Source organism: Pantoea sp. E2023-21, assembly GCF_051302795.1.
Lineage (GTDB): Bacteria > Pseudomonadota > Gammaproteobacteria > Enterobacterales > Enterobacteriaceae > Pantoea > Pantoea ludwigii_A.
The window spans coordinates 2611157-2635019 of the sequence record NZ_CP195344.1; the positions used below are offsets into that span (position 1 = coordinate 2611157).

Annotated in this window: 20 protein-coding genes; 9 read left to right on the forward strand and 11 right to left on the reverse strand. The window is 50.5% G+C overall.

Translation table 11 applies throughout. The features are described 5' to 3' along the window. Window positions 1-99: 99 nt before the first annotated feature. Both ACRQ84_RS12105 and parC read right to left on the reverse strand, forming a co-directional pair. Window positions 100-837, reverse strand: a complete 738-nt coding sequence (locus tag ACRQ84_RS12105; RefSeq protein ID WP_064738497.1) for a 1-acylglycerol-3-phosphate O-acyltransferase — start codon at window positions 835-837, stop codon at window positions 100-102. A 41-nt stretch (window positions 838-878) separates the two neighbouring features. Next, window positions 879-3149 carry a DNA topoisomerase IV subunit A gene (gene parC, locus ACRQ84_RS12110; RefSeq protein ID WP_483816195.1) on the reverse strand — a complete coding sequence of 757 codons (2271 nt, stop codon included), beginning with the start codon at window positions 3147-3149 and terminating at the stop codon, window positions 879-881. Window positions 3150-3556: 407 nt separating this feature from the next. On the opposite strand from parC, the gene ACRQ84_RS12115 reads away from it, so the two are divergent. From ACRQ84_RS12115 to ACRQ84_RS12140, 6 genes are all read left to right on the forward strand, one after another. After that, on the forward strand, window positions 3557-5119 hold the full coding sequence (locus ACRQ84_RS12115; protein WP_483816196.1) for a BglG family transcription antiterminator: 1563 nt from the start codon (window positions 3557-3559) through the stop codon (window positions 5117-5119). A gap of 17 nt (window positions 5120-5136) precedes the next feature. Continuing rightward, complete coding sequence (locus tag ACRQ84_RS12120; RefSeq protein WP_483816197.1) at window positions 5137-5607, forward strand: PTS sugar transporter subunit IIA; 471 nt, start codon at window positions 5137-5139, stop codon at window positions 5605-5607. A 24-nt stretch (window positions 5608-5631) separates the two neighbouring features. Then, window positions 5632-5946, forward strand: coding sequence for a PTS fructose transporter subunit IIB (locus ACRQ84_RS12125; RefSeq protein WP_008103372.1), 315 nt, complete (start codon window positions 5632-5634; stop codon window positions 5944-5946). Between the two features lie 11 nt (window positions 5947-5957). After that, window positions 5958-7049, forward strand: coding sequence for a PTS fructose transporter subunit IIC (locus ACRQ84_RS12130; RefSeq protein ID WP_483816198.1), 1092 nt, complete (start codon window positions 5958-5960; stop codon window positions 7047-7049). A gap of 9 nt (window positions 7050-7058) precedes the next feature. Continuing rightward, window positions 7059-7907, forward strand: a complete 849-nt coding sequence (locus ACRQ84_RS12135) for a class II fructose-bisphosphate aldolase (protein WP_483816199.1) — start codon at window positions 7059-7061, stop codon at window positions 7905-7907. Window positions 7908-8023: 116 nt separating this feature from the next. Beyond that, window positions 8024-8887: a ketose-bisphosphate aldolase gene (locus tag ACRQ84_RS12140; protein WP_483816200.1), complete on the forward strand. Its 864-nt coding sequence runs from the start codon at window positions 8024-8026 to the stop codon at window positions 8885-8887. A 71-nt stretch (window positions 8888-8958) separates the two neighbouring features. On the opposite strand, the gene ACRQ84_RS12145 is transcribed toward ACRQ84_RS12140, so the two are convergent. Continuing rightward, window positions 8959-9723: a transporter substrate-binding domain-containing protein gene (locus ACRQ84_RS12145; protein ID WP_483816201.1), complete on the reverse strand. Its 765-nt coding sequence runs from the start codon at window positions 9721-9723 to the stop codon at window positions 8959-8961. A 160-nt stretch (window positions 9724-9883) separates the two neighbouring features. Between ACRQ84_RS12145 and ACRQ84_RS12150 the strand changes: the two genes are divergently transcribed. Both ACRQ84_RS12150 and ACRQ84_RS12155 read left to right on the forward strand, forming a co-directional pair. Then, a complete protein-coding gene (locus ACRQ84_RS12150) occupies window positions 9884-10462 on the forward strand; it encodes an NAD(P)H-dependent oxidoreductase (protein WP_064738489.1) in 579 nt (192 codons plus the stop codon). A 31-nt stretch (window positions 10463-10493) separates the two neighbouring features. Then, window positions 10494-10802 carry a putative quinol monooxygenase gene (locus ACRQ84_RS12155; RefSeq protein ID WP_483816202.1) on the forward strand — a complete coding sequence of 103 codons (309 nt, stop codon included), beginning with the start codon at window positions 10494-10496 and terminating at the stop codon, window positions 10800-10802. A gap of 120 nt (window positions 10803-10922) precedes the next feature. Here the strand turns inward: ACRQ84_RS12155 and ACRQ84_RS12160 are convergent, their stop codons facing one another. The 3 genes from ACRQ84_RS12160 to ACRQ84_RS12170 all read right to left on the reverse strand — a co-directional run bounded on the left by ACRQ84_RS12160 (window position 10923) and on the right by ACRQ84_RS12170 (window position 17337). After that, entirely contained in the window at window positions 10923-14162 is a 3240-nt protein-coding gene (locus ACRQ84_RS12160) for an Ig-like domain-containing protein (protein ID WP_483816203.1), read from the reverse strand. A gap of 123 nt (window positions 14163-14285) precedes the next feature. Further along, on the reverse strand, window positions 14286-15161 hold the full coding sequence (locus tag ACRQ84_RS12165; RefSeq protein WP_483816204.1) for an OmpA family protein: 876 nt from the start codon (window positions 15159-15161) through the stop codon (window positions 14286-14288). A gap of 46 nt (window positions 15162-15207) precedes the next feature. Beyond that, window positions 15208-17337: an Ig-like domain-containing protein gene (locus ACRQ84_RS12170; protein WP_483816205.1), complete on the reverse strand. Its 2130-nt coding sequence runs from the start codon at window positions 17335-17337 to the stop codon at window positions 15208-15210. Window positions 17338-17777: 440 nt separating this feature from the next. Between ACRQ84_RS12170 and ACRQ84_RS12175 the strand changes: the two genes are divergently transcribed. Continuing rightward, window positions 17778-19250: a tetratricopeptide repeat protein gene (locus ACRQ84_RS12175; RefSeq protein WP_483816206.1), complete on the forward strand. Its 1473-nt coding sequence runs from the start codon at window positions 17778-17780 to the stop codon at window positions 19248-19250. A gap of 27 nt (window positions 19251-19277) precedes the next feature. Here the strand turns inward: ACRQ84_RS12175 and parE are convergent, their stop codons facing one another. The 5 genes from parE to nudF are packed head-to-tail and all read right to left on the reverse strand — an operon-like array spanning window position 19278 to window position 23732. Continuing rightward, on the reverse strand, window positions 19278-21173 hold the full coding sequence (parE, locus tag ACRQ84_RS12180; protein ID WP_064738483.1) for a DNA topoisomerase IV subunit B: 1896 nt from the start codon (window positions 21171-21173) through the stop codon (window positions 19278-19280). A gap of 46 nt (window positions 21174-21219) precedes the next feature. After that, on the reverse strand, window positions 21220-21801 hold the full coding sequence (gene yqiA / locus ACRQ84_RS12185) for an esterase YqiA (RefSeq protein WP_064738482.1): 582 nt from the start codon (window positions 21799-21801) through the stop codon (window positions 21220-21222). Between the two features lie 3 nt (window positions 21802-21804). Further along, entirely contained in the window at window positions 21805-22632 is an 828-nt protein-coding gene (cpdA, locus tag ACRQ84_RS12190; protein WP_064738481.1) for a 3',5'-cyclic-AMP phosphodiesterase, read from the reverse strand. 42 nt (window positions 22633-22674) lie between these two features. Continuing rightward, window positions 22675-23100, reverse strand: a complete 426-nt coding sequence (locus ACRQ84_RS12195) for a DUF1249 family protein (protein ID WP_008103400.1) — start codon at window positions 23098-23100, stop codon at window positions 22675-22677. After that, window positions 23097-23732: an ADP-ribose diphosphatase gene (gene nudF / locus ACRQ84_RS12200; RefSeq protein ID WP_483816207.1), complete on the reverse strand. Its 636-nt coding sequence runs from the start codon at window positions 23730-23732 to the stop codon at window positions 23097-23099. The genes ACRQ84_RS12195 and nudF overlap by 4 nt, the downstream gene beginning before the upstream one ends. Between the last annotated feature and the right edge of the window lie 131 nt (window positions 23733-23863).

Sequence of the window (23863 nt, forward strand, 5' to 3'; positions counted from 1 at the left end):
GCGTGGCGTGAGGACGCCGTGTCCATGTTGTTTTAATTAATTATTCGTTGCTGTGTGACTTGAGATCGGGGCAGATGATCACCTGCCCCATTTGGCTGGTCAGAGTTTACCGTTTTTTTCGCGTTCGGCGACTTCGGCGTTCAATTCTTCCAGTTTAGTCGACATTAATTCACGGCAATGCGTGGCGAGCTTACGCACCGAGGTGGTAGCAAACTGCGACGTATCGACGGGCGGCAACATCTCCACAATCACCAAACCGTTGTTCCAGCGATTCAGTTTAATCTTGTCGTGGGTGTTGGAGACCACGATCGGAATGATTGGCACGCCTGCCGCCACCGCCGCATGAAACGCACCGGTTTTAAACGGCAATAGGCCGCGGCCACGGCTGCGCGTCCCTTCCGGGAACATCCAGAACGAGATGCGCTTTTTGTTAAATTGGTCCACCAACTCACCGATTGTTCCATGCGCTTTTGAACGATTATCACGATCAATCAACAGGTTGCCGGTTAACCAGTAAAGCTGGCCAAAGAACGGGATCCACAGCAGGCTTTTCTTGCCCACGGTGACCGTTGTTGGCTGCACAATCTTGGCTGCGGTAATCATGTCGTAGTTGTTCTGATGGTTAGCAATGTAGATTGCGTTGCCGTAATGCGCGGCTTCCGGCGGTTTACGCAGTTCTACTTTGAGACCAAACACTGTCGACAGACGACCGAGCATATGGCCGAACGTTGCGACGTGACGCGGATTACGCGGTGAAAAAAGACACCAGATACAGCCAACAATACTGACCAGAATCGAATAAACAATAACAATAATTGCGCGTAAAATTAGTAACATAGATTCCTCAAGTTGGGCATTCCATCGCCTGAATTACAGCGTTACTCTTCGCTCGCGTCGGCTTTTGGACGCGCTGGAGCATTCACTTCTACGCTATCAATACGTTGCAGGCCGCGCGCCACGCTGCCGCGACGACCGCGATCGGCACGCACTTTCTGCAGATCTTCATCACGCATGATCAGCTTACGTTTACCGACATACACCGTGATCGACGCGCCTGGCGGCAGAATCAGCAACCATTGTAGTTTGTCGGTGCCCGCAGCAACGTCCGCAGACGGGATCGAGATGATTTTATTGCCCTTGCCTTTCGACATTTGCGGCAGATCGCCGACCGGGAACATCAACATGCGTCCGGCCTGCGTGATCGCCAGCAGCATATCATCGCCCGAATGCACCGCCATTGGCGTCATCACTTTAGCGTTATCTGGCAGTGTCAGCAGCGCCTTACCGGCACGATTGCGTGACACCAAATCAGCAAAGGTACAGATAAAGCCGTAACCCGCATCCGATGCCATCAGCAGTTTTTGATCGTCTGGCTCCATCAGCACTTGTTCAAAGGCCGCGCCCGGCGGCGGCGTCAGTTTGCCGGTGAGCGGTTCGCCCTGCCCGCGCGCTGACGGCAATGAGGTCGGATCCAGCGTGTAGCTGCGCCCGGTAGAGTCGATAAAGGCCACCGGCTGATTGCTCTTGCCGCGCGCGGCGGCCAGATAGCTGTCACCGGCTTTGTAGCTCAAACCGGCAGGATCGATATCGTGACCTTTGGCACTGCGTACCCAACCCATTTGCGACAGCACGATGGTGACCGGTTCAGCGCTCACCAACTCTGTTTCGCTCAGTGCTTTGGCTTCTTCACGCTCGCGCAATGGCGAACGACGATCGTCGCCGTAAGTTTGGCTATCGGCCAGCAGCTCTTTCTTCAGCAGATTGCTCATCTTGCGTTCAGACGCCAGAATCGCCTGCAGTTGATCGCGCTCTTTTTCCAGTTCCGCCTGCTCGCCGCGAATCTTCATCTCTTCCAGTTTGGCAAGATGACGCAGTTTTAATTCGAGAATCGCTTCGGCCTGGGTTTCGCTGATGTCAAAGCGCGACATCAGCACCGGCTTCGGTTCATCCTCAGTACGGATGATGTGGATCACTTCATCAATATTGAGGAACGCGACCAACATACCTTCAAGAATATGCAGGCGACGCAGTACGCGATCTAAACGGTAGTTGAGGCGGCGCGTCACGGTATCGCGACGATATACCAGCCATTCAGAGAGGATTTCCAGCAGGTTTTTCACCGCCGGGCGGTTATCCAGTCCGATCATATTCAGGTTAACGCGGTAGCTTTTTTCCAGGTCGGTGGTGGCAAACAGGTGATTCATTACCTGCTCCACATCCACACGATTGGAACGCGGCACAATCACCAGGCGCGTCGGGTTCTCGTGGTTGGATTCATCACGCAGATCTTCCACCATCGGCAGCTTTTTATTGCGCATCTGGTTAGCGATTTGCTCCAGCACGCGCGCACCCGACACCTGATGCGGCAGCGCGGTGATCACTACATCGCCATCTTCCTTTTTCCACACCGCACGCTGGCGGATCGAACCGCGACCGCTTTGATAGATCTTACGGATTTCGCTGCGTGGTGTGATGATTTCGGCTTCAGTTGGGTAATCCGGCCCCTGCACAACATCCAGCAGCTCATTGAGCGTGGTTTTCGGGTTGTCGATCAGCTTAACGGCGGCTTCCGCCACTTCGCGCAGGTTATGCGGCGGAATGTCGGTGGCCATACCGACGGCGATGCCGGTGGTGCCGTTCAGCAAAATGTTTGGCAGACGCGCCGGCAACATCTTCGGTTCCTGCAAGGTGCCGTCGAAGTTCGGGATATAGTCCGACGTGCCCTGGCCGAGTTCACCCAGCAGAATTTCCGCGTATTTAGACAGGCGCGATTCGGTATAACGCATCGCGGCGAAGGATTTCGGATCGTCCGGTGCGCCCCAGTTTCCCTGGCCATCCACCAGCGGATAGCGATAGGAGAACGGCTGCGCCATCAATACCATCGCTTCATAACAGGCGCTATCGCCATGCGGATGGTATTTACCCAGCACGTCACCGACGGTACGTGCCGATTTTTTGAATTTGGCGCTGGAATTGAGGCCCAATTCCGACATGGCGTACACAATTCGGCGCTGTACTGGCTTGAGGCCATCGCCGATATACGGCAGCGCACGGTCCATGATCACGTACATGGAGTAGTTCAGGTACGCGTTTTCGGTAAACTTGTGCAGGGCAAGACGCTCTGCACCATCCTGCGTCAATTCGCTCATTAAGCTCGCATCCTCACTTCGTGGCCCGCAACGACGGGTCATCCGGCGCTCATTTGGCGAGGATATTACCTTATTCGTGCGGTTTAGTCACAGAGAAGCCCGCGCGGCGAACAGAATCGTCTCGAATTAAATAACGTGATGTCGGTTGGAAAATTAAAACGGAATGGGAGCGGCGTCACACAGAATATTGCCAATAATATGTGAGCAACTTCGCAATTAATTGCCCACTGAAGATAGCCTATTAATGATGTCCATCAGCAAGGACATCATTTAGTATTGTTGCTTACTCAATGCTCTCCTAAATTCATACTCCACAAGACCCACAGTTTTGCGCTTCTGATTTCTGGCATGGAATAAATATAAACTTCAATTCGCCATAAACGTTTTGCCAAAATAAGGGTGACCGAATGCAAATACTGACTTCGCGACAACACCGATTAGTAAAATGGCTGTTGCATCATGCGGCACCGCAACCCGTTAAAGAGTTAGCGTTACAGCTTGGCGTGTCGGAAAAAACCATTCAGCGCGATCTGCAGTGGCTTGAAAGCTGGCTCAGTAATTGGTCGTTACAGCTGGAGAAAACGCCGGGCCGCGGCGTGCGACTGCGGGTTGATGATATCCAGCAGCGTTTGCAGCTCGAGCAGCAGCTCAACGGCGACGAAAGCAGCTCAGATGCGCTAAGCCACAACAGCCGACGGGTGAAGATTGCCTCGCAGCTATTAAGTGATGCGCCACGCGCGACTTCAATCAGCAAGCTTTCAGAGCGCTACTTCATTAGCCATGCGTCGATTGTTAATGACTTAAAAGTGATTGAAGAGTGGCTGCAGCCGCTGGGTTTGGCGCTACAGCGCGGTCCCGGCGGCACGCACATTGAAGGCAATGAGCAGACGTTACGCCAGGCGATGGTTTCGCTGATCAATGATGTGATGCAGCAAAACGTCGCCGGTACGCCGCTGCTGCCACGCCTCGATCCCGGCAGCCAGCAAGCGCTGGTGCATTATTTTGGCGATGAGGATGTGGCGTTTGTGCAGACGTTACTGCAACAAATGGAGCAGCAATTGAGTTATCCGCTGGGAGACGCGTGGTATCTCAATCTCTGCACCCACATCCTGATCATGATGCATCGCATGGCGCAAGGTAATGCGCTGGCGCTGGAAACGCTGACCAGCGCGCAGGATCTCGATCAGCGCATTCTCACCATTGCCAAACAAATGGTGGCGCAGATTGAGCAACGTATGTGCTGTGCACTGCCAGTCGATGAAGTGGGTTTTATTTATCAATATATTGTTTCGTCCGGCATTGTGCTGGAAGAGCGCGGAGATAATGCGCCGCTGCATAATCAATTTTCCACCGCTGAATCCGTGAAAATAACCTGTGAATTAATCGATCGTTTCTCCTCATTTATTCAGCAGGACTTAGCGCAGGACCGATTATTATTTGAAGGATTATTGGTTCATATAAAGCCACTGTTAAATCGACTCAAATATCATATTCACATTCGTAATCCGCTACTGGAGGATATTCAGCAGGAGATGAAAGAGATATTTTCCCTGACCAAACAGGCCATGCAATTAACGGCGCACGGCCAGGGACTTTCATCGATAGCGGATGACGAAATAGGTTATCTCTGCGTGCATTTTCAGGCGGCGCTGGAACGACAAATCGCCCATAAACGCATTCTGGTGGTGTGTTCCAGCGGCGTCGGGACATCGCATCTGCTCAAGAGCCGCATTCTGCGCGCTTTCCCCGATTGGGAAATTGTCGGCGTGGTATCGGCCAGCAATCACGCGGCATTTTGCCAGCGCGAAACGGTGGATTTGGTGATTACCACCATTCACCTCCATGCCGGAACGGTTCCGGCGGTGTATGTCAGCGCCTTTTTTAACGATGACGATATTCGGCGGGTGACTGACGCCATGATTGGCAGCCAGCTGCCCGACGGCGCCTCCTGCGCTATGGCTGAACATTAATTGAATGAGGATTCCCCATGGATATTTCGCGCATTCTCACGCCACGCCGCGTTAACCTGACGCTCACCGCCACCAGCAAAGAAGAAGCGATTCATGAGCTGACCGATTTGCTGTTCAACGACGGTGCCATTAGCGACCGCGCCGCCTTTATTGAAGATGTGTGGCTGCGAGAAGCCGAGGGTTCTACCGGCTTCGAAAATCACATTGCTATCCCGCATGGAAAATCGGCGGCGGTGAAACAGACCACGCTCGCCATTGGCCGTACCCAACATGATATTCCGTGGGAAACGCTTGATGGCAGCCAGGTGCGCTGCATCATCCTGTTCGCGGTGCGACTGGAAGATCAGAACACCACCCATATTCGCCTGTTGTCGCAGGTGGCCAGTGCGCTGGCCGATGATGAGGTGATTGCCCAACTGCTGGTGGAAAACGACCCCAGCAATATCATCCGGCTGTTTAGTCAGTACGCCGAAACCGACCTCTGTTAACACACTCACTCTCTGAGGTAACACATGAATATCGTCTGTGTAGCGGCCTGCACGGCAGGCATCGCGCATACCTATATTGCGCGCGAAAAACTGATTAAAGGGGCCCACGCGCTGGGCCACACCATCCACGTGGAAACCCAAGGCACCATTGGCACTGAAACTGCGCTGACGCAGGAGGACATTGCCGCCGCCGATGTGGTGATCCTCGCTGTTGACGTGAAGATCAAAGGCGAAGAGCGCTTCCAGGGCAAACCCATTGTGCGAGTGAAAACCGAAGTGGTGATCAAGTCTCCGGTGAAATTCCTCGAAAAAGTGGCGGATTCACTGGCGCGCGCCTGAGGAGATCCAGCATGAGTGACAACAAACGTCAGTACGGCCAGGAGATCAAAGGCCACCTGCTTACCGGTATTTCCTGGATGATCCCGCTGATCGTCGCCGCCGGGATCTGTATCGCGCTCGGCCAGGTGATTGGCGGGCCGGATGTCGGCAAACACACCGGCACCCTCGCGTGGATGCTTAATCAAATCGGCGGCTGGGGCATGGGCCTGATCGTACCGCTGATCAGCGCGGCGATCGCCTACTCGATCGCCGATCGTCCTGGCTTTGCGCCCGGTCTGATCGTCGGCTTTATCTGCGGGCAGATCGGTACCGGCTTTATTGGCGGTATCTTCGGTGGCTTCCTCGTCGGTTATACCGTGCTGCTGCTGCGTCACATCATCAAGCTACCCAAATCAATGCAGGGCTTAATGCCGATTATGGTGCTGCCAGTATTGAGCACCATCATTGCCGGGCTGTTAATGATGACCTTTATCGGCCAGCCGATTGTCTGGTTGCAGAAGGCGCTGATTGGGCTGCTTGAATCGATGCAGGGCGGATCGAAGTTTGTTATGGGCGCAATTCTCGGCGCGATGGCCACGTTCGACTTCGGCGGTCCGGTGAATAAAACCATGTCGCTGTTCGCCGACGGCATGCTGGTTGACGGCATTTACGGGCCAGAAGCGGTGAAGTTTGTCGGTTCAATGATCCCGCCGTTCGGTATCACGCTTTCGTATCTGCTGAGCCGCAATAAGTACACCAAAGCGGAAAAAGAGGCGCTAAAAGCCGCCTTCCCGATGGGTATCTGCATGATTACCGAAGGCGTGATTCCGATTGCTGCACGCGACCTGTTCCGCGTGGTCGGGAGCTGTGTGGTGGCCTCCGCCATCGCCGGTGGACTGATTATGGTGTGGGGCGTAGGCGCGCCGGTGCCGCACGGCGGGATGTTTGTGGTGCCGCTGTTTGAGAAGCCGTGGCTGTTCTGTTTGGCGCTCGGCATCGGTACGACCGTCTGCGGCGTGATGCTGTCGGTGCTGAAGAAACCGGTTACCCAGGCGGATGAGGAGTTCGATGACGTGGAAGCCCCCGGCACCCGCGATGAAGACATTAAATTCACTCTGGAATAAGGAGCCACCATGTTTGCCATGATGAATGACCTCATTCAGACCGCAGCTCAGCAGAAATATGCGGTGCTAGCCATTAACTGCTTCAACCTCGAAACCGCGCGTGCCGCCATACAAGCCGCTGAACAGCAGCGCGCGCCCTTGATTCTGAATGTTTATCAGGGCCACAGCGCACATTTTCCTCCCGCCGTTGCGGTGCCGCTGGTCAGGGCGCTGGCCGATGCCGCCAGCGTGCCGGTGGCGCTGGCACTCGATCACGGCAAAGCGTTTCCGCTGATTGGTCAGGCGTTTCGCGCCGGTTTTACCGGACTGATGATTGATGCTTCATCTGAACCGCTGGCAGAAAACATTCGCCAAACCGCCGCCGTAGTGAAAATGGCGCATACCGCTGGCGTGTGCGTGGAAGGCGAGCTCGGTCATATCGCCGATGCGCCAACCTACGAGCTGGCTGATGCCTCAGTGAAGATGACGCAGGTAGCCGATGTGCTGCCGTTTATTGAGCAGACCGATATCGATTTGCTGGCGATCTCGGTCGGTACTGCGCACGGGCTCTATCCGGCGGGCGTGAAGCCGAAGATCGATTTCCAGCGCTTGCAGGAGCTGCAGGCTGTTGCCACGCGACCGCTGGCGTTGCACGGCGGTTCGGGCACGCCAGCCGAGGATATTCGCCGCGTCAGCGAATTTGGCGTAGCCAAGATCAACGTCGGCGCGGCGGTGTTTGATGCCGGAAAAATGGCTGTTGAACAGGCGCTAAAGCATCCGCACGTCGAATTGGCCGATTTGCTGGGCCTTATGGAATCCGCTTGCCGCGAAGTCGTGGTGGAGTATCTGAGCTGGTCAGGATCGGCGGGTAAGGTTTAAGCACGGCGGTCGCCATAAAGCGACCCTACATCGCAGTGTAAATTTCACATTCCTATCCATCATCGGGTCGGCGCACGCGTCGACTCCGGTAAACATCACGCTGAGGAAATATTAACATGTTGATTTCAATGAAAGAGATGTTGGCACCGACTCGTGAACACCGTTATGCCATTGGCGCATTCAACGTGGCGGACAGCTGCTTTATTCGTGCGGTAGTAGAAGAAGCAGAAGCCACCAATACGCCCGCAATTATCTCCATCCATCCCAGCGAATTGGAGTTCGTTACCGATGAGTTCTTTGGCTACGTGCGTGAACGCACGCTGAAAAGCAAAGTGCCGTTCACTCTTCACCTCGATCATGGTGCATCTATCGCTCATGTGATGCGCGCCATCCAGTGTGGGTTCACTTCGGTGATGATCGATGGCTCGCTGCTGCCGTATGAGGAAAACGTGGCGCTGACCAAAGAAGTGGTGAAACTGGCGCATTCAGTGGGCGTTTCGGTAGAAGGCGAACTCGGCACCATCGGCGATACCGGCACTTCGGTGGAGGGCGGCGTGAGTAAAGTGATCTACACCGAACCGGCGCAGGCGGAGGATTTCGTGCAGCGTACCGGCGTGGATACGCTGGCGGTGGCGATTGGTACCGCGCACGGCATCTACCCGAAAAATATGAAGCCTGAGCTGCAGATGCATATCCTGCGAGACATTTCGCAGCGCGTAACCATTCCGCTGGTGCTGCACGGTGGATCGGCGAATCCGGATGCGGAGATCGCTGAAGCAGTGACATTGGGCGTTGGCAAAATCAACATTTCCAGCGACATGAAATTCGCCTATTTCGACAAGCTGCGTGAAATTCTGGCGCGCGAAACCTGGTGGGATCCGAACGTGATTTATCCGGATGCAATTGCGGCGGCGAAGGCAGTCATTCGCTACAAAATGAATCTGTTTGGTGGCTTGGGTAAGGCGAGTTTGTATCGTTAAGTTCCATTTTGGGCGCGCATGGATGCGTGCGTGGATTAGCGGTCGCCATGAATGGCGACCCTACGATCTTCTTATCGGGCAACACCTAACCACTGTTTTGCAATCTGGGCATATTCTCCCGTAGCGGTGCTGAGATGTAGCCACTGATCGACATACAGCTTCCAGCTCATATCATCACGCGGGATCATGTACGCCTTCTCGCCGTACTGCATCGGTTTATCCGGATTGATGGCGCACAGCGTGGGATAATGCTGCTGCTGGAACAGTGCTTCAGACGCATCAGTGATCATCACATCGGCTTTGTTATCTACTAACTGTTGGAAAATCCCTACGTTATCGGCCAGCTGCAGCGTTGCTTGCGGCAGGTGGCTGTGTACGAAGGCTTCATTGGTGCCACCCGCTGGTTCAATTACGCGCACGGTGGCTTTATTGATCTGTTCAACCGTCTGGTACTTCGCTTTGTCAGCGCAGCGCACCAGCGGGATTTTGCCATCCACACCCAGCGGCTGAGCAAACCAGGCGAGCTGCTGGCGCTTGAGCGTGACGGATACGCCGCCCAGCGCGATATCGCACTGCTTCGCCACAAAATCATCGCTCAAGGTTTTCCATGTGGTCGGCACCCACTGTACTTTTGCCCCAAGACTTGCCGCCAGCGACTGCGCCATGCTGATATCCAATCCTTCATACTGGCCATCGCTGCGAAGATAGGTGTAAGGCTTGTAATCGCCGGTGGTACAGACTTTGAGGGTTTTGTTTGCGCGGATTTCATCGAGATGGGATTGCGCCTGAGCAGCGCCAGTCACCAGAAGTAATGCACTTAAGATTGCGGTTTTCATGATCTCTTCTTTTTAATTGACGGTGGTTTGCGTGCGGATTGTTTCATAAGCGACCGGATTATTGCGTTAAACGCAAAAGTGTTGTGATCAATCACGCATTTTTCTCACTCCTGCGCGCGCGTAGAGTGTGCGGCATCAAACAGAAACGGAGTGAATCTACATGAATTTTTTAATTATCGATGGCGGCAAAACCTTCGCCCATTCGAAAGGCGAATTGAACCACACATTAACGGAGGTTGCGGCCAGTCAACTGCGCGACCTGGGCCATCAGGTGCAAGTCACGCTCGCTGATAGCAATTACAACGTGGCAGAAGAAGTGCAGAAGTATCTCGACAGCGATGTGGTGATTTACCAGATGCCGGGCTGGTGGATGGGTGAGCCGTGGACGGTGAAAAAGTACATTGATGATGTGTTCACCGAAGGTCACGGTTCGTTGTATGCCAGCGATGGCCGCACGCGCAGCGATGCTGGCAAAAAATACGGCTCTGGCGGCTTGATTCAGGGCAAGAAATATATGCTGTCACTGACCTGGAACGCACCGCTGGAAGCCTTTAACGATCCTGAGCAATTCTTCGAAGGTGTTGGCGTGGATGGCTTGTATCTGCACTTCCACAAGGCCAATCAATTCCTTGGTATGGAAAGCTTGCCAACCTTTATCTGTAACGATGTGATTAAAATGCCGGATGTGCCACGCGATATTGAACGTTATCGGACTCATCTCAGCCAGATCTTTGCTTAACTGTAAGCACCCAGGGAAAAGAGGAAGCGCTATGTTAACCGTTGTTGCAGAAATTTGTGTCAAGCCAGGCCGACGTCAGGTGGTGCTTGATGCCATCAATCAACTGATTCCTACCGTGCTGGAAGAAGAAGGCTGCCATCAGTATGACGCCCTTGTTGACCATCAAGCGCAGGTGCCGTGGAAACAGAACTCACCGGATTCAATCTTTATGTTGGAACAGTGGGAATCGCTACGTCATTTGGAGCAGCATCAGCAGATGCCGCATATGGATGATCATCGCGCGGCGATCAAAGATGATGTGGTGGATGTGAAGATTTTGGTTCTGGAGCCAGCAAGTTAGATACTGATTATTCATTTGTGGCTGATATTAAACATACCCTGTGAATTGATACCGTAAAATTAAAAGCCCTTGTCGCGAGACAAGGGCTTAATATTAGGGAAAGAAACAAACCATTAGCTATTAATGATGGGTTTCGATGCCTTGTTGTACTAACAGTTCTACATTGTTTGCGTTGTTTTCGTACACATTATACTGAACACCCGCAACCGTTACAGTGCCAGTTGCCTGCTGCCAGGACGCTGTTTCTGCACCTTCTGGCAGAATATCAGCAATATTCAGCACATCACCTTTCTCGCCATTTACCATCAACTGCGCTTTGCCGTTATCGATGAACAAGTTATTTTCACCTTTCGTGACAATGTCATTAATGGACATTGACATTAAATTGGTAACTTCTTCATCAGACAATTCATTGATTGCAAATACCGAGTTGATGCCAGGAATAACTGGCTTAGTTGGTGCGACGGTATCAACTTCGACTTTATAGTTTGTTGACACATTCAGCTGGTTACCTGCAGGATCCTGTAACACAACATGGAAATCGTACCATTTACCATTGTCATTGAGACTGCGGTCTTCTAACACGCCAGTTGTGAATTCCCATTTACCATCGATTACCGTTGTTGAACCTAATAATTCACCCGTGCCGGTGCTACCGTAAATAAACACGGTGTTACCATCTTCACCACCGGTACCACGCATAATTAAGGTGTTATCGTTGGTTGGTTTAGACAAATCAACTTTGCCTTCTGGCAATGGGCCATACTGGCCAGCATCATAATAAACACCGTCGAAGGTACCAGTAACTGGGGCAGTAGTATCAATGGTGAAGTTAATCGGCGTTGTTGCGTTGCCTTTTACACCTGCTGCGCTAACTGGGATTGCAGAAATGGTATGAGCAGCTTCGGACAGGGCAGTCACTGGCGTATAGCTCCACGCACCATTTTTTACTTCAACACGAGCCACTTCCACACCATCGATGATTACAGCAACTTTAGTGCCGTTAACACCTGTACCACTAAATGTTGGCTTAGTATCGTCGGTGGACATGCCATCCAAAATTGGACCTTGAATTACGCCTACATCATCAGTTAATTGAACATTGTTCAGATCTGCTGGCTTCTGCGTATCAACAATGATTTTCACTGGATCTGAAGGCGTAGATTTGTTGCCTGCAGGGTCAGTTACGCCAACAACAATCTGGTATTCGCCATCGGCTAAGTCAGTTGGTGGAGTAATTGACCAATTGCCCGACGCATCAACAACCTGAGTACCAACAAAGACAGGATTGCCTTTATCGTCTTTAACAACAACTTCTACAGTATCGCCCTCATCTACACCACCGCCTTTAAATTCAGGACGTTTATCATCGGTGACTCCGTCTGATCCAACAGGGCCAGTCACATCGCCTTGATCATCAATAACAATGGCAGGAGCGGGCTTGTCTGGTGCAGTGATGTCGATGACAACATCGCGCGGTTGCGAAACAGGGGCCCATTTGTCCGTTGATGGGTCTTTAGCACGGACAGTTAGCTCATGTGCTTTCTCCGACAAAGGTGTGGTAGGAGTGATGCTCCACTTGCCACCAACAACTGTTGCAGAGCCAATCGGAGAAGTTGCACCATCTACATAGAGGTAAACAATATCGCCATCGTTGCCAACGCCACTAACAACAGGCGTGGTGTCATTGGTTACGCCGCCGTCTGGAATCGAAGAAGTAACACCGCTCACGTTGTCTGCAAAGACATCGCCAATTTCTACTGGCTGCATCAACGTGGAATCAATGACTAAATCAAAGACCGGTGTTTTAGGTGAAGCGTTACCGCCTTTACTGATGGCATCTACCTGAATATCATAGTTTCCATCAACAAGTGCAGGAGATGGGGTGAATGACCATTTGCCCAGCTTGCTGACCGTTGTAGTGCCTAAAAGCGTACTACCAGACCAGATACGAACAATCGAACCCAGCTCTGCAGAACCTGAGAACGTGGGAGTTTTATCATCCGTAGCCTTGCCACTTTCTACTGCACCAGTTAAGCGGCCTTCGTCATCATAAACCAGCTCCAACGTAGGCGTAACTGGAGTATTTGTGTCAATTTCCAGTTTGAAGGCATCCGATTTCGGGCTTACACGACCAAAACTGTCGGTATACTCCGCTGAAATAAAGTGAGCACCTTCAGTTAATCCTATTGATGGCGTAAATGACCAAGTGCCGTCAGCGAGGGCAATAGCGGTACCAATCACGACAGCACCACCATCGTATAATGTAACCTTGCTACCTGGCTGTGCGATACCGCTGAAGGTTGGCATGTTGTCATTGGTAAAATCACCAGGTGAGAGGTTGTGCATACCACCGACATCATCCAGCGCGTTCATGATGATCGGCTTCTCAGGAGAGGCGGCATCAATTTGGTAAATAATTTGGGTTGACTCACCCCAGTTGAGTGAGGCATCTAACAGGCGAACCTGCAAAACATGCAAGCCGTCGGTCAGCACTTCTGAACTCCAGGACCATTTGCCATCGGCACGAACATGAGTCGTGTACACATTGTTGTCTAATACGATCTGAACCAGTGAACCCACTTCACCCGCACCAGCTTCAATATCCGTAAGCTTGATGGTGTTCTCTTTCTGCGGAGAAAGGCTTGATCCACCAACGGCTTTATACGGTTCTGGCATGGCCTGAGTTTCAGCCGTATTGGATTGATCATCAAGGCCAACAACTGTAATGGCGTCAGCCACCTTAATTATATACGGGCTTGATGCTGCTCCCGTATTGCCCGTCTCATCAGTGGCTTTCACTGTGATAGTGTGGCTACCTTTAGCCAGCGTAACTTCGCGCTCCCATACGCCCAATTTATTGGCAGTTGCAGTGCCTAAAACCGTCGCACCATCATAAATGGTGACCGTTGAACCGGGTTCAGCAGAACCAGACAGAACCGGCGTTTTATCTGCAATTTCATCGCCTGGAGTCAGATAATGATCGTCACTTCCACTGTTATCTACAATGCGCATAATTTTCGGCGCAGCGGGTGGTTTGGTATCAATGTCCAGCACGAACAAAGATGGGCTGCTACGCGAACCTGCAGGATCGACAGTAACAATTTGCACAACGTGCATACCATCTTCCCAGCCATCAGGCAGTGAGAAATTATATTTCCCGCTAGCTGAAACAGTGGTCGTATAAACAACTTCATTAATAATGATTTCAACCCAGCCACCGACTGCATCAGGAGCAGGCCAATCTTTGAATTCAAATTTAGAATCTTTAGAATGAATAGGTTTTACTGCTGGTAATTCGTTGATTGTAGATGACATTGTAATGCTCCTTAATAAATTGGTAACTTCCAGATCATTCACTGCGAAACATGTCTATATTAAAAGCGTTACGAGAATACGTTACACAGGACATGTCCCAAATCACGTTTGGTAATTACTTTCCCAGTTGTCAATCGAACGTAAAAGGAATGATGTGTTTATGAATTAATCTTCAATACTAATTACAACTCGACGTTCACTTGAAAAACATTGAATTTTCTCTGTCCTGCCGCCATAGCACTGTTTATTAACCTGGCTTTCCCCCATGCTGCGAGACATGACTTTGTTGATTGAAACACCATTATTAACGAGCATTTGTTTAACCGTGTCAGCTCTACGTTGCCCAAGCAATTGGTTGCTCTGCTCATCACCGAGTGGATCAGTATATCCAGTAACAATGATATTTTTCTGCAACATATTTCTGGCACGGATCATTTGAGCAAAATCGACTAAAGCTTTTCGACCCTCTTCCTGGATATCATTAATTCCATACCCTTTGAAACGGAAAAGAAGGTCACTTGAGAAAGAATAATTTTCATATGTCTGTTGGCTACTACCATGACAAACCACGACTGCAGAGGCACGAGATAAAACATGCTTCTGTTTTTTTAACCCCACCATTTCAGCCAAGGCTATTTCTGGTTTAATTACCAGAGGGCGACCGGACGCATCAAGATTAGCTCGCACATAATAAGTTACACCGGCTTTCAACGTATCTCGCCAAGGTTGTAACTCCTTACCTGAATAGTGTGGAGCATCGCCCACATAACTTCCTAACGAGTGTTGTCCGGGTGTAACACAAAAGTCACTAAATCCATTCGGTAACAGCGCAGTTTGAAATTCGCCATCAACATAAATATGAGCAGGCTTAGTGTCCTCGTTCGACGCAGGTCGATAATAAACGATTCTCGCCTGATCTGACGCTGCAACAATTGTATCTCGCCAAACCTCCCCAAACACCTGACTAGCTTGTAAATCCAAAGCTGCAGCCATAGGTAGAGCCAATAATGCTGGCAAGACTAATTTTATATTCATTTTCATGGTTAATCCCTGGTATATAATCACTCAATAAAATCAAACTAAAGCATCAATAATCATTTAAATTAACAATGACATTATTAAGCTCATCAATAGCATGATGGTTATCAATGCCTGATGTCACACCATATGATGACTCCAGGGTTAGATTGCCAAGTTCCAACTTCATTTTTACGCCATTATCTAATTCTTCACTTAACAAAATATCATTTTCAACAGCATTTAAAATTTGACCAACATCCAATTCATTAAGGATGTCAAATATTTCATTAATATTTTCTGTCGGTCTTATCGGTGGTTTGATGGGTATTATTGTATCAATCTCAAACTTATAATCTGCAGAGAGCCCTGTAGTCTCTGTTCCATTATAAAATGCGGCTTGAAGGTTATAATTATCATCCTTCAATTCTGGCGTATTGATCGACCACTTACCATCGCCATCGATTGGCGCTGAGAATGAATAGCTATATTTATCGCCTTTGATATAGATAATAACAGTATCCCCAGGATTGCCATGTCCAATAATGTGCAAAGTTGAATCATTTGAATGCCCATCACGAGGGATAGATGTTTCTATTTTAGCCAGGTTATTATCTTTAAAAACATCATCAACATCACCGGAAGGTGGAATGTTAGGATTTGGCGGAGGAAGAACCTCCGAGGAAATAATATCAATAACTACAGGCTGAGATTTATCAGAATTATTACCCGCAGGATCAGTAACAATAATTTCAAACTCGTGCCGCCCTTCTGCAAGCTCTTCCGGGGTGAAACTCCACTTGCCATTTTCAACTATAGCAGAACCAATAATCTCCCCATGATCGATAATGTAAACGATGTCACCATCCTCACCACTTCCTTCTAAGGTTGGTGTTTTATCATCAGTAGAACCACCACCAATAATTTTGTGATCTGCATCATCTTTAATATTTTCAATCCCACCGTTATTGGGAGCCGTTGTATCGACATCAACAATAAATGGCGGCGTGGGTAAAGACTTGTTCCCTACTGCATCGATAACAATGGCGCTGAATTTATGTTCGCCTTCTGATAATTTAGGTGTTATGAAAGACCAGTTTCCGTCTTTATCTGTTTTAACTGTACCGATTAATTTTCCATTATCCCAAATTTCGACGGTTGAATCTTTCTCCGCTGTACCAGAAATTTTTGGAGTTTCATCATTTGTTGATCCGCCGTTTTTAATAGGTAGTTCTGGATTTATTTCATTATTTACCACCGCGCCAATACTTCCCGCCGCTGGCGCAGTGAGATCTACGGTAAATTTCCACGGATCGCTAGGCTTACTGGCATTACCTTTAGGATCTTTTTCAATGCTGATTAATGAGTGATCACCTGCGCCAATAGACTTACCTGGTGTGAAGGTCCATTCACCTTTATCATTAACTTTAGCATCGCCCAATTTGGTGCTGCCGTCCCAAATTTCGATGGTGTTACCCGGCGTACCTTTACCATTTAAGGTTGGTTTTGCATCGTCGGTGCGACCACCATTGGCAATTGGACCGGTAATACTTCCAACATCATCAATCATTCCGCTGATCTGCGGTTGATGCGCATTACCTGCCTCGCCCCCGCCTTCACCACCACCTTCACCACCGCCTTCACCGCCACTATTTTTAACAGTAGAAGTAGATCCTTTGTCACCTTGGTTTTTTCCGACTAAATAGCCTAATCCAGCGGCTGCTGCGAGTGCGGCGATACCGCCAAGAGCCAATAATGCTGGAGACCAATCAAATCCTTCGGCGAGCGTTAAGCCCGTTAAATCCTGCTCACTTTCTTCTCCCAGAGCAAGAGAAGCGATTTCACCATCCTGCAATTGCTCAGCATCATGCTCACTGTCACCATCAGTGGAGACAAAAGGATGCATACTGCCATCTTCTGCTTTGCCAATTAATTCGCCTGGTTTGTCATAAAACTCTTCAATAATGAGATCGGGATTGAACTCATCAGAACCTTCTAAAATAACATGCAGGTTTTTCCCAACACGTTTAACTGTAATGTTTTCTGGTGCGACACCATTCTCACCTTCTGCCAGAACGTATTTACCTTCTGCAACTGCTGTAATTTTTACTGGCTTACCTGATTTGGAAGCTGAAAGCGCTTCCGCTTTAGTGATTTTTTTATTGGCAATCACCGCCACATTCACTGGTGAAATACTCATTTTTTTATCCTTCGTCAGAAACACTAGGCGCGAGAAATCATTTCTGGCGCTCAACTTCCTTGAATCCCAAACCGCCTGATTCAAACTGCGCACATCCTGGCTAAAAAAAAAAAATGACACATAAGACATGTCTCGATACCCATTTTTTTCTAACAAGGGAATGAAAGAGTTAAAAAAACCATTCGACCGAGGCAACTCTATGTTTTTAAATGAAAAAGAAAAAACATGAATCTCAATTAATGGTTAATCTAATTAGAGTTCTTTTTGAGAAGCGTCTGTTGTTACAGATGATTAAGAATGGAAAAAACAAGACAAGAGATGGCTGTATTACAGCACCCGCCTGGTAGGGACGAACTTAACAAGAGTTCAAGACTCGTCTTGACGCTACTGAAACGCTAACTGACTTAAATTATGCCCTTTGCCAGCGACCGGACAGTAGAATGAATTATAAATCCCGCCTCAATAACGATACTCGTCAGCAAAAGGCCGTTACTCAGTTATTGCAACAAGGCAAGAAAGAAGAGGCTTGGCGAAAAATTAAGGCACGCTTGACTCTCGTGCCTTATGACAGCTGGTTTCTACATGAAGCGGCACGTCTGGCGCGACATAGTAACGATCTGGAACTGGCGCAGCATTACTATACTCGTGCATTGAAACTGGCACCTAATGATGCTGGGTTGCTAAATGGTCTTGGCTTAACCCACTATGATGCTGGTCGTTTTACCGATGCCGAGACATGTTATCAATCGGCGATGCATGCCCATTCTCGTTACGCAGCCTGCCACAACAATTACGCTATTTTGTTACACAAACAGCAACGTTATAAAGAAGCTCTTTTTCAATATCGACTGGCATTACAAATTCAACCCGATTACATCGAAGCGCGCTACAGCATGAGCACTGTGCTGGCACACATGGGTCAACTATCTGAAGCTGAAAGCCTTATGCAGCAAGTGTTGCGTGAGCGCCAAAACGATCATCGCTGCCGCAATGCACTTGGGATTGTGCAACTACAACAAGGTAACTTTGCAGAAGGCTGGTGCAATTATCAGTCACGTTATGTGGCAGATAATCCTGAACGCTTCTTTACGCTGCCGGCCATGCCGATGCGCTACTGGCAAGGTGAAGATCTTAGCGGAAAAACGCTTTTGGTCCGCACCGAGCAAGGGATGGGCGATGAAATTCAGTTTTGTCGTTTCCTCTCGCGCATAAAAACGGAAAAACAGGCTGCGCAAATTATTATGTTAGGAACGCCAGCACTTAAGTCGTTGATGACAACACTGGCACATTTAGACGGCTATTTGACGCGTGAAGATAAGCAATCAGCACTGCCACATGCTGATTATTGGTGCTCGCTTTTGGATTTACCCCAACATTTTCTAACATCCGATCAACCATTTTGTATCCAGCCCTCTTATCTAAGCAGCTCAACTGAGCATCAGGCGCTCTGGCCGCTCACAGGCGGGAGCAAGAAAATCGGTATCGTGTGGAAAGGCTCAAGCGAGCATAGAAACGATAGCCAGCGTTCACTAGCACATCTTTCTCAGCTCGCTCCTTTATTCGATCTACCTGATACGCAGTGGTTTAGCCTGCAAAAAGGGGCGGGTGAAAATGAAGTGATGGGTTTCCCGCAGGTGCAGCCGCTGGGCGCGCAATTCGCGAATTATCAGGATACCGCAGCGGTGATTGCGCAACTAGATTTAGTGATTGGTGTGGATACATCCGTAATTCATCTTGCCGGTGCGCTAGGCGTGCCCTGCTGGGTAATGTTACCTGCCTGGGCACGAGATTGGCGCTGGCTGGAAGGCCGTGAAGATTCTCCCTGGTATCCACAGATGCGCCTGTTTGCCCGGGGGCAGGATGAAGAGTGGGAGGCGGTGATTGCACGTATTAAGCACGCATTGCAGCAATAAGAAAAGGACGCCGTAGCGTCCCTTTTTTTAGACTTCGAGGTCGGCGAGATCGCCTTTCTCTTGCAGCCAGTTTCGACGATCTTCCGAGCGCTTCTTCGCCAGCAGCATATCCATCACGCGCAGCGTTTGATCGACATCCTCGTCACTAACGGTGAGCTGCACCAGGCGACGCGTATTTGGATCGAGCGTGGTCTCGCGCAACTGCAGCGGGTTCATTTCACCCAACCCTTTAAAGCGCTGCACGTTCGGCTTCCCTTTCTTACGCTTCAGTTGCTCCAGCACGCCTTCTTTCTCGTCTTCATCCAGCGCGTAATAGACCTCTTTACCGAGATCGATGCGATACAACGGCGGCATCGCAACATACACGTGGCCGTGCTGCACCAGCGAACGGAAATGCTTCACAAATAGCGCGCATAGCAAGGTGGCAATGTGCAGCCCATCGGAGTCTGCATCCGCCAGAATACAGATTTTGCCGTAACGCAGCTGGCTAAGATCTTCGCTATCGGGATCGATACCGATGGCTACCGAAATATCATGCACTTCCTGCGAGGCCAACACTTCATCGGAAGAGACTTCCCAGGTATTCAGGATTTTACCTTTCAGTGGCATGATCGCCTGATAATCGCGATCGCGCGCCTGCTTGGCGGATCCGCCTGCAGAATCCCCCTCGACGAGGAACAATTCGGTTCGATTTAAATCCTGTGCGGTGCAGTCTGCCAACTTGCCTGGCAGCGCCGGTCCGCTGGTGAGCTTTTTACGCACCACTTTCTTTGCGGCACGCATACGGCGCTGCGCGCTGGAAATTGCCAGCTCGGCCAGCATTTCAGCGGCCTGCACGTTTTGGTTCAGCCACAGGCTAAAAGCATCTTTCACCACTGCCGATACGAATGCCGCACATTGACGTGACGACAGGCGCTCTTTGGTTTGACCGGCAAACTGCGGATCCTGCATTTTCACCGATAGCACGTACGCACAGCGATCCCAGATATCTTCGGCTGAGAGCTTCACGCCGCGCGGCAGAATGTTGCGGTATTCGCAGAACTCACGCATGGCATCCAGCAATCCCTGACGCAAGCCGTTGACGTGCGTGCCGCCCTGCATGGTTGGGATGAGGTTAACGTAGCTTTCCGTCAGCAGTTCACCGCCTTCCGGTAGCCACAGCAGTGCCCAATCTACCGCTTCCACATCACCAGCAAAACTGCCAACGAACGGTTTTTCTGGCAGCGTTGGCAAGCCGTCAATCGCTTCACACAGGTAATCGGTCAGGCCATCCTGATACATCCAGGTTTGTTCGGTGTCGTTGACCTTGTCTTTAAAGACAATCTCAACGCCCGGACACAATACGGCTTTGGCTTTTAACAAATGCGATAAGCGGGAAACCGAGAAACGCGGGCTATCAAAGAAGCTTTCATCTGGCCAGAAGTGCACGCTGGTGCCGGTGTTGCGTTTACCGACGGTGCCGATAACCGTAAGATCCTGCACTTTATCGCCATTTTCAAAAGCAATCTGATAAATCTCACCATTTCGACGCACGGTAACTTCCACGCGCTTCGACAAGGCGTTAACCACAGAGATGCCTACGCCGTGCAAGCCGCCTGAAAATTGATAGTTTTTGTTGGAGAATTTGCCGCCCGCATGCAGCCGACAGAGAATCAGCTCAACCGCAGGCACGCCCTCTTCCGGATGGATATCTACCGGCATGCCACGACCGTCATCAATGACTTCCAGCGACTGATCGGCATGAAGAATCACTTCCACGCGTTTGGCGTGACCGGCCAGCGCCTCATCGACGCTGTTATCGATCACTTCCTGACCCAGATGGTTCGGGCGCGTGGTGTCGGTGTACATCCCCGGACGACGACGCACGGGTTCAAGGCCGGTCAGGACCTCAATGGCATCGGCATTATAGCTTGATTGGCTCATCGTAAATGTCTGATTAGCAATAGGAAAATGGCCCCACCTCACAACATCACTGAGTGTTTAATCCCAGAAAATCAACGATTTGTGCGAAATGGCGTTCGAATCCGATATAGGCATGATTGCCGCCCTCTTCAACCGTCTGGCGGCATGCGCTGTAATACTCCAGCGCCTGGCGATAATCGAGAATTTCATCGCCGGTTTGTTGCAACAGCCAGAGTAAATCGGGCGCTTCAAGAGGGTCAATCTGCATTACTTTCAGATCGTAAATGTGGCGAGACTCTAACACATATTGCTGGCCGGTGTAGGGATTACGGTTTTCACCGAGGTAATCCACCAGCAGCTCAAACGGCCGTACGGCGGGATTAACCACCACCGCTGGCAACATAAAGCACTGCGACAGCCAGGTCGCAAAATAGCCGCCGAGCGACGATCCCACCAATCCCAGCGGTTCACCGGCATATTGCATCACCAGATCTTCCAGCATGCTGGCGGCTTCTGCCGGGAACGTCGGTAACTGCGGCACCATAACATTGATGTGTGGATGCTGCTCGTTGAGCCATTGCTGCAGCTGTGTGGCTTTCGCCGATTGTGGAGAGCTGTTGAATCCGTGCAGATAGATCAGCGCCGCCATTGCCTAGTAGCCCTCGGAGTCAAGATCGGGGCGGAACATGTCACTTTGCAGGCGGTTCACTTCGGTTTCCAGCGTGCCATCGGGCTGCAAGGTGAACCAGCGCCAGCCTGGAGCAAGCGTATCAATGGTGAAGTTGGTGCAATGCGGTTTGAACTGAACGCAGGTCGATGGCGAAGCCAACACGCGGCGGCCGTGCCAGTCAAGATCGAGTTCCTGATGAATGTGGCCACAAACCAAATTGCGCGCGCGCGGGAAGTGCTGCAGTACCGCTTCCAACTGATGTGGATTGCGCAAGCTGTGCTGATCTAACCAGGTACAACCGGAAGCCAGCGGATGATGATGCAGCAACACCAAGGTATGACGCTCAGGATACTTACGTAGCGCGGTGTCCAGCCACTCCAGCTGGTATTCACTCAACATACCGTGCGGTACACCAAATACCTGGCTATCCAGCAACACTAACTGCCAGTGATCACCTAACAGAACATGCTTATCTGACTTAATGCCAGCATCAGCCAACGTATTTACCATTGCCGGCTGAAAATCGTGATTACCCGGCAGCCAAACGCACGGCTTCGGCAGACGATTAATCCCTGCTACAAAGTGTTGGTAAGCTTCGACGGTATGATCCTGAGCGAGATCGCCAGTGGCAATAATCAGATCATACTGGCGCTGTTGTACCTCAATCGCATCCAGCACCGCATCAAAACTCGACCAGGTGTTTACCCCGAGCAGCGATTGATGTTTTCCGGCAAAAAGATGGGTATCTGTGATTTGTAGAATCCTGATATCAGACCCATCTTGCGCAGGAAGAGTTAGCAGGCTATCCAAAGCGTTTCCTTAATCTCCACGCCATCGTTGCGTTTTACGCTATCAGCAGACCGGTACTGCTACAGCGCCGTGCGCTAGGCAGTAACGCAACCAATCCGCAAGGAACTGGTTAATCTGATGTTTTTCATCGCGCTGATGCAGTTTTTTATTAGGATAATCATAGCGCGCTTTAAAACGGTAGATCTGTTTAGTGGAACACACTTCAGCGACCATCGCATCATGGTAGAGCCGCACCGACATAGAGGGCAGGCTCCAGTAGCTCACTGCAGGCGCCACCTGACGCACTTCCACCAGCGTGGTGTAACGCGTCGATTCTTCGATGGTGAGCTGATAGCTGGCGCCATTCACCTGATAGATCACCGATGCACCCGCCTCATCATTGCGCGGCAGCAGGCGACGCAACTGGGCGAAATTGGTTTCGCACAGACGCATCATTTCGGGAAAGTCAGGGGTATAGCGCTGTTTCATAATTGCTTCCACTCTTCTCGTAGTTTTTCATGGTGCAACGCCAGCCATTGCAAGGCGATGACAGATGCCGCGTTATCAATAATCCCCTCTTCCACCCAACGGTAAGCCTGTTCGCGGCTCACCACATGGACAAGAATATCCTCATTCTCTTCCTCCAGCCCGTGATTTCCCTCTGCCAGGCTGGCATCCACTTCGCCCACCAGCACCGACAAACGCTCTGACGTTCCGCCTGGGCTGGCTAAGTAATTCACTATCGGTTTCACGCGGCCAACCTTGAGGCCCGCTTCTTCTACCGCCTCACGTCGCGCGACATCTTCTGGCGTTTCGCCCGATTCAATGATGCCAGCCACCATTTCCAGCAGCCAGGGCGTTGGGCTGGAATCAAAAGCAGGAATGCGGATCTGTTCGATCAGCACCACTTCGTCACGTAAGGGATCATAGGGTAGCAGCACGGCGGCGTGTCCGCGCTCAAAAACTTCGCGTACCACTTCACCACTCATTTCGCCATTAAAACGGCGGTGACGGAAACGGTAGCTAACGATGGAAAAAAAACCATCGTAACGCGTTTCGCGTGCAATAATTTCTACATCGTTTTTTGTGAAAGTCACAGGGGATTTTTTTTCACTCATCATCGTCTGATTCCTTATGCAGATTGGGATGGAGCAAAGAAAAGCCAAGTCTACCGCTCCGTCCGAGTGGTTCTTTTTGAATTATTTACGTAAATTAGGGGAAGAAGGCACGTTCAGCCAACTTATCTCTGACG

Coding starts and splice junctions, on each gene's coding strand:
- ACRQ84_RS12170 (WP_483816205.1), bottom strand. CDS start 17,337: ATGAGTATTTCACCAGTGAATGTGGCGGTGATTGCCAATAAAAAAATC.
- ACRQ84_RS12125 (WP_008103372.1), top strand. CDS start 5,632: ATGAATATCGTCTGTGTAGCGGCCTGCACGGCAGGCATCGCGCATACC.
- ACRQ84_RS12130 (WP_483816198.1), top strand. CDS start 5,958: ATGAGTGACAACAAACGTCAGTACGGCCAGGAGATCAAAGGCCACCTG.
- parE (WP_064738483.1), bottom strand. CDS start 21,173: ATGAGCCAATCAAGCTATAATGCCGATGCCATTGAGGTCCTGACCGGC.
- ACRQ84_RS12135 (WP_483816199.1), top strand. CDS start 7,059: ATGTTTGCCATGATGAATGACCTCATTCAGACCGCAGCTCAGCAGAAA.
- ACRQ84_RS12145 (WP_483816201.1), bottom strand. CDS start 9,723: ATGAAAACCGCAATCTTAAGTGCATTACTTCTGGTGACTGGCGCTGCT.
- ACRQ84_RS12195 (WP_008103400.1), bottom strand. CDS start 23,100: ATGAAACAGCGCTATACCCCTGACTTTCCCGAAATGATGCGTCTGTGC.
- ACRQ84_RS12165 (WP_483816204.1), bottom strand. CDS start 15,161: ATGAAAATGAATATAAAATTAGTCTTGCCAGCATTATTGGCTCTACCT.
- ACRQ84_RS12105 (WP_064738497.1), bottom strand. CDS start 837: ATGTTACTAATTTTACGCGCAATTATTGTTATTGTTTATTCGATTCTG.
- nudF (WP_483816207.1), bottom strand. CDS start 23,732: ATGATGAGTGAAAAAAAATCCCCTGTGACTTTCACAAAAAACGATGTA.
- ACRQ84_RS12115 (WP_483816196.1), top strand. CDS start 3,557: ATGCAAATACTGACTTCGCGACAACACCGATTAGTAAAATGGCTGTTG.
- ACRQ84_RS12155 (WP_483816202.1), top strand. CDS start 10,494: ATGTTAACCGTTGTTGCAGAAATTTGTGTCAAGCCAGGCCGACGTCAG.
- ACRQ84_RS12175 (WP_483816206.1), top strand. CDS start 17,778: ATGAATTATAAATCCCGCCTCAATAACGATACTCGTCAGCAAAAGGCC.
- yqiA (WP_064738482.1), bottom strand. CDS start 21,801: ATGGCGGCGCTGATCTATCTGCACGGATTCAACAGCTCTCCACAATCG.
- ACRQ84_RS12120 (WP_483816197.1), top strand. CDS start 5,137: ATGGATATTTCGCGCATTCTCACGCCACGCCGCGTTAACCTGACGCTC.
- parC (WP_483816195.1), bottom strand. CDS start 3,149: ATGAGCGAATTGACGCAGGATGGTGCAGAGCGTCTTGCCCTGCACAAG.
- ACRQ84_RS12150 (WP_064738489.1), top strand. CDS start 9,884: ATGAATTTTTTAATTATCGATGGCGGCAAAACCTTCGCCCATTCGAAA.
- ACRQ84_RS12140 (WP_483816200.1), top strand. CDS start 8,024: ATGTTGATTTCAATGAAAGAGATGTTGGCACCGACTCGTGAACACCGT.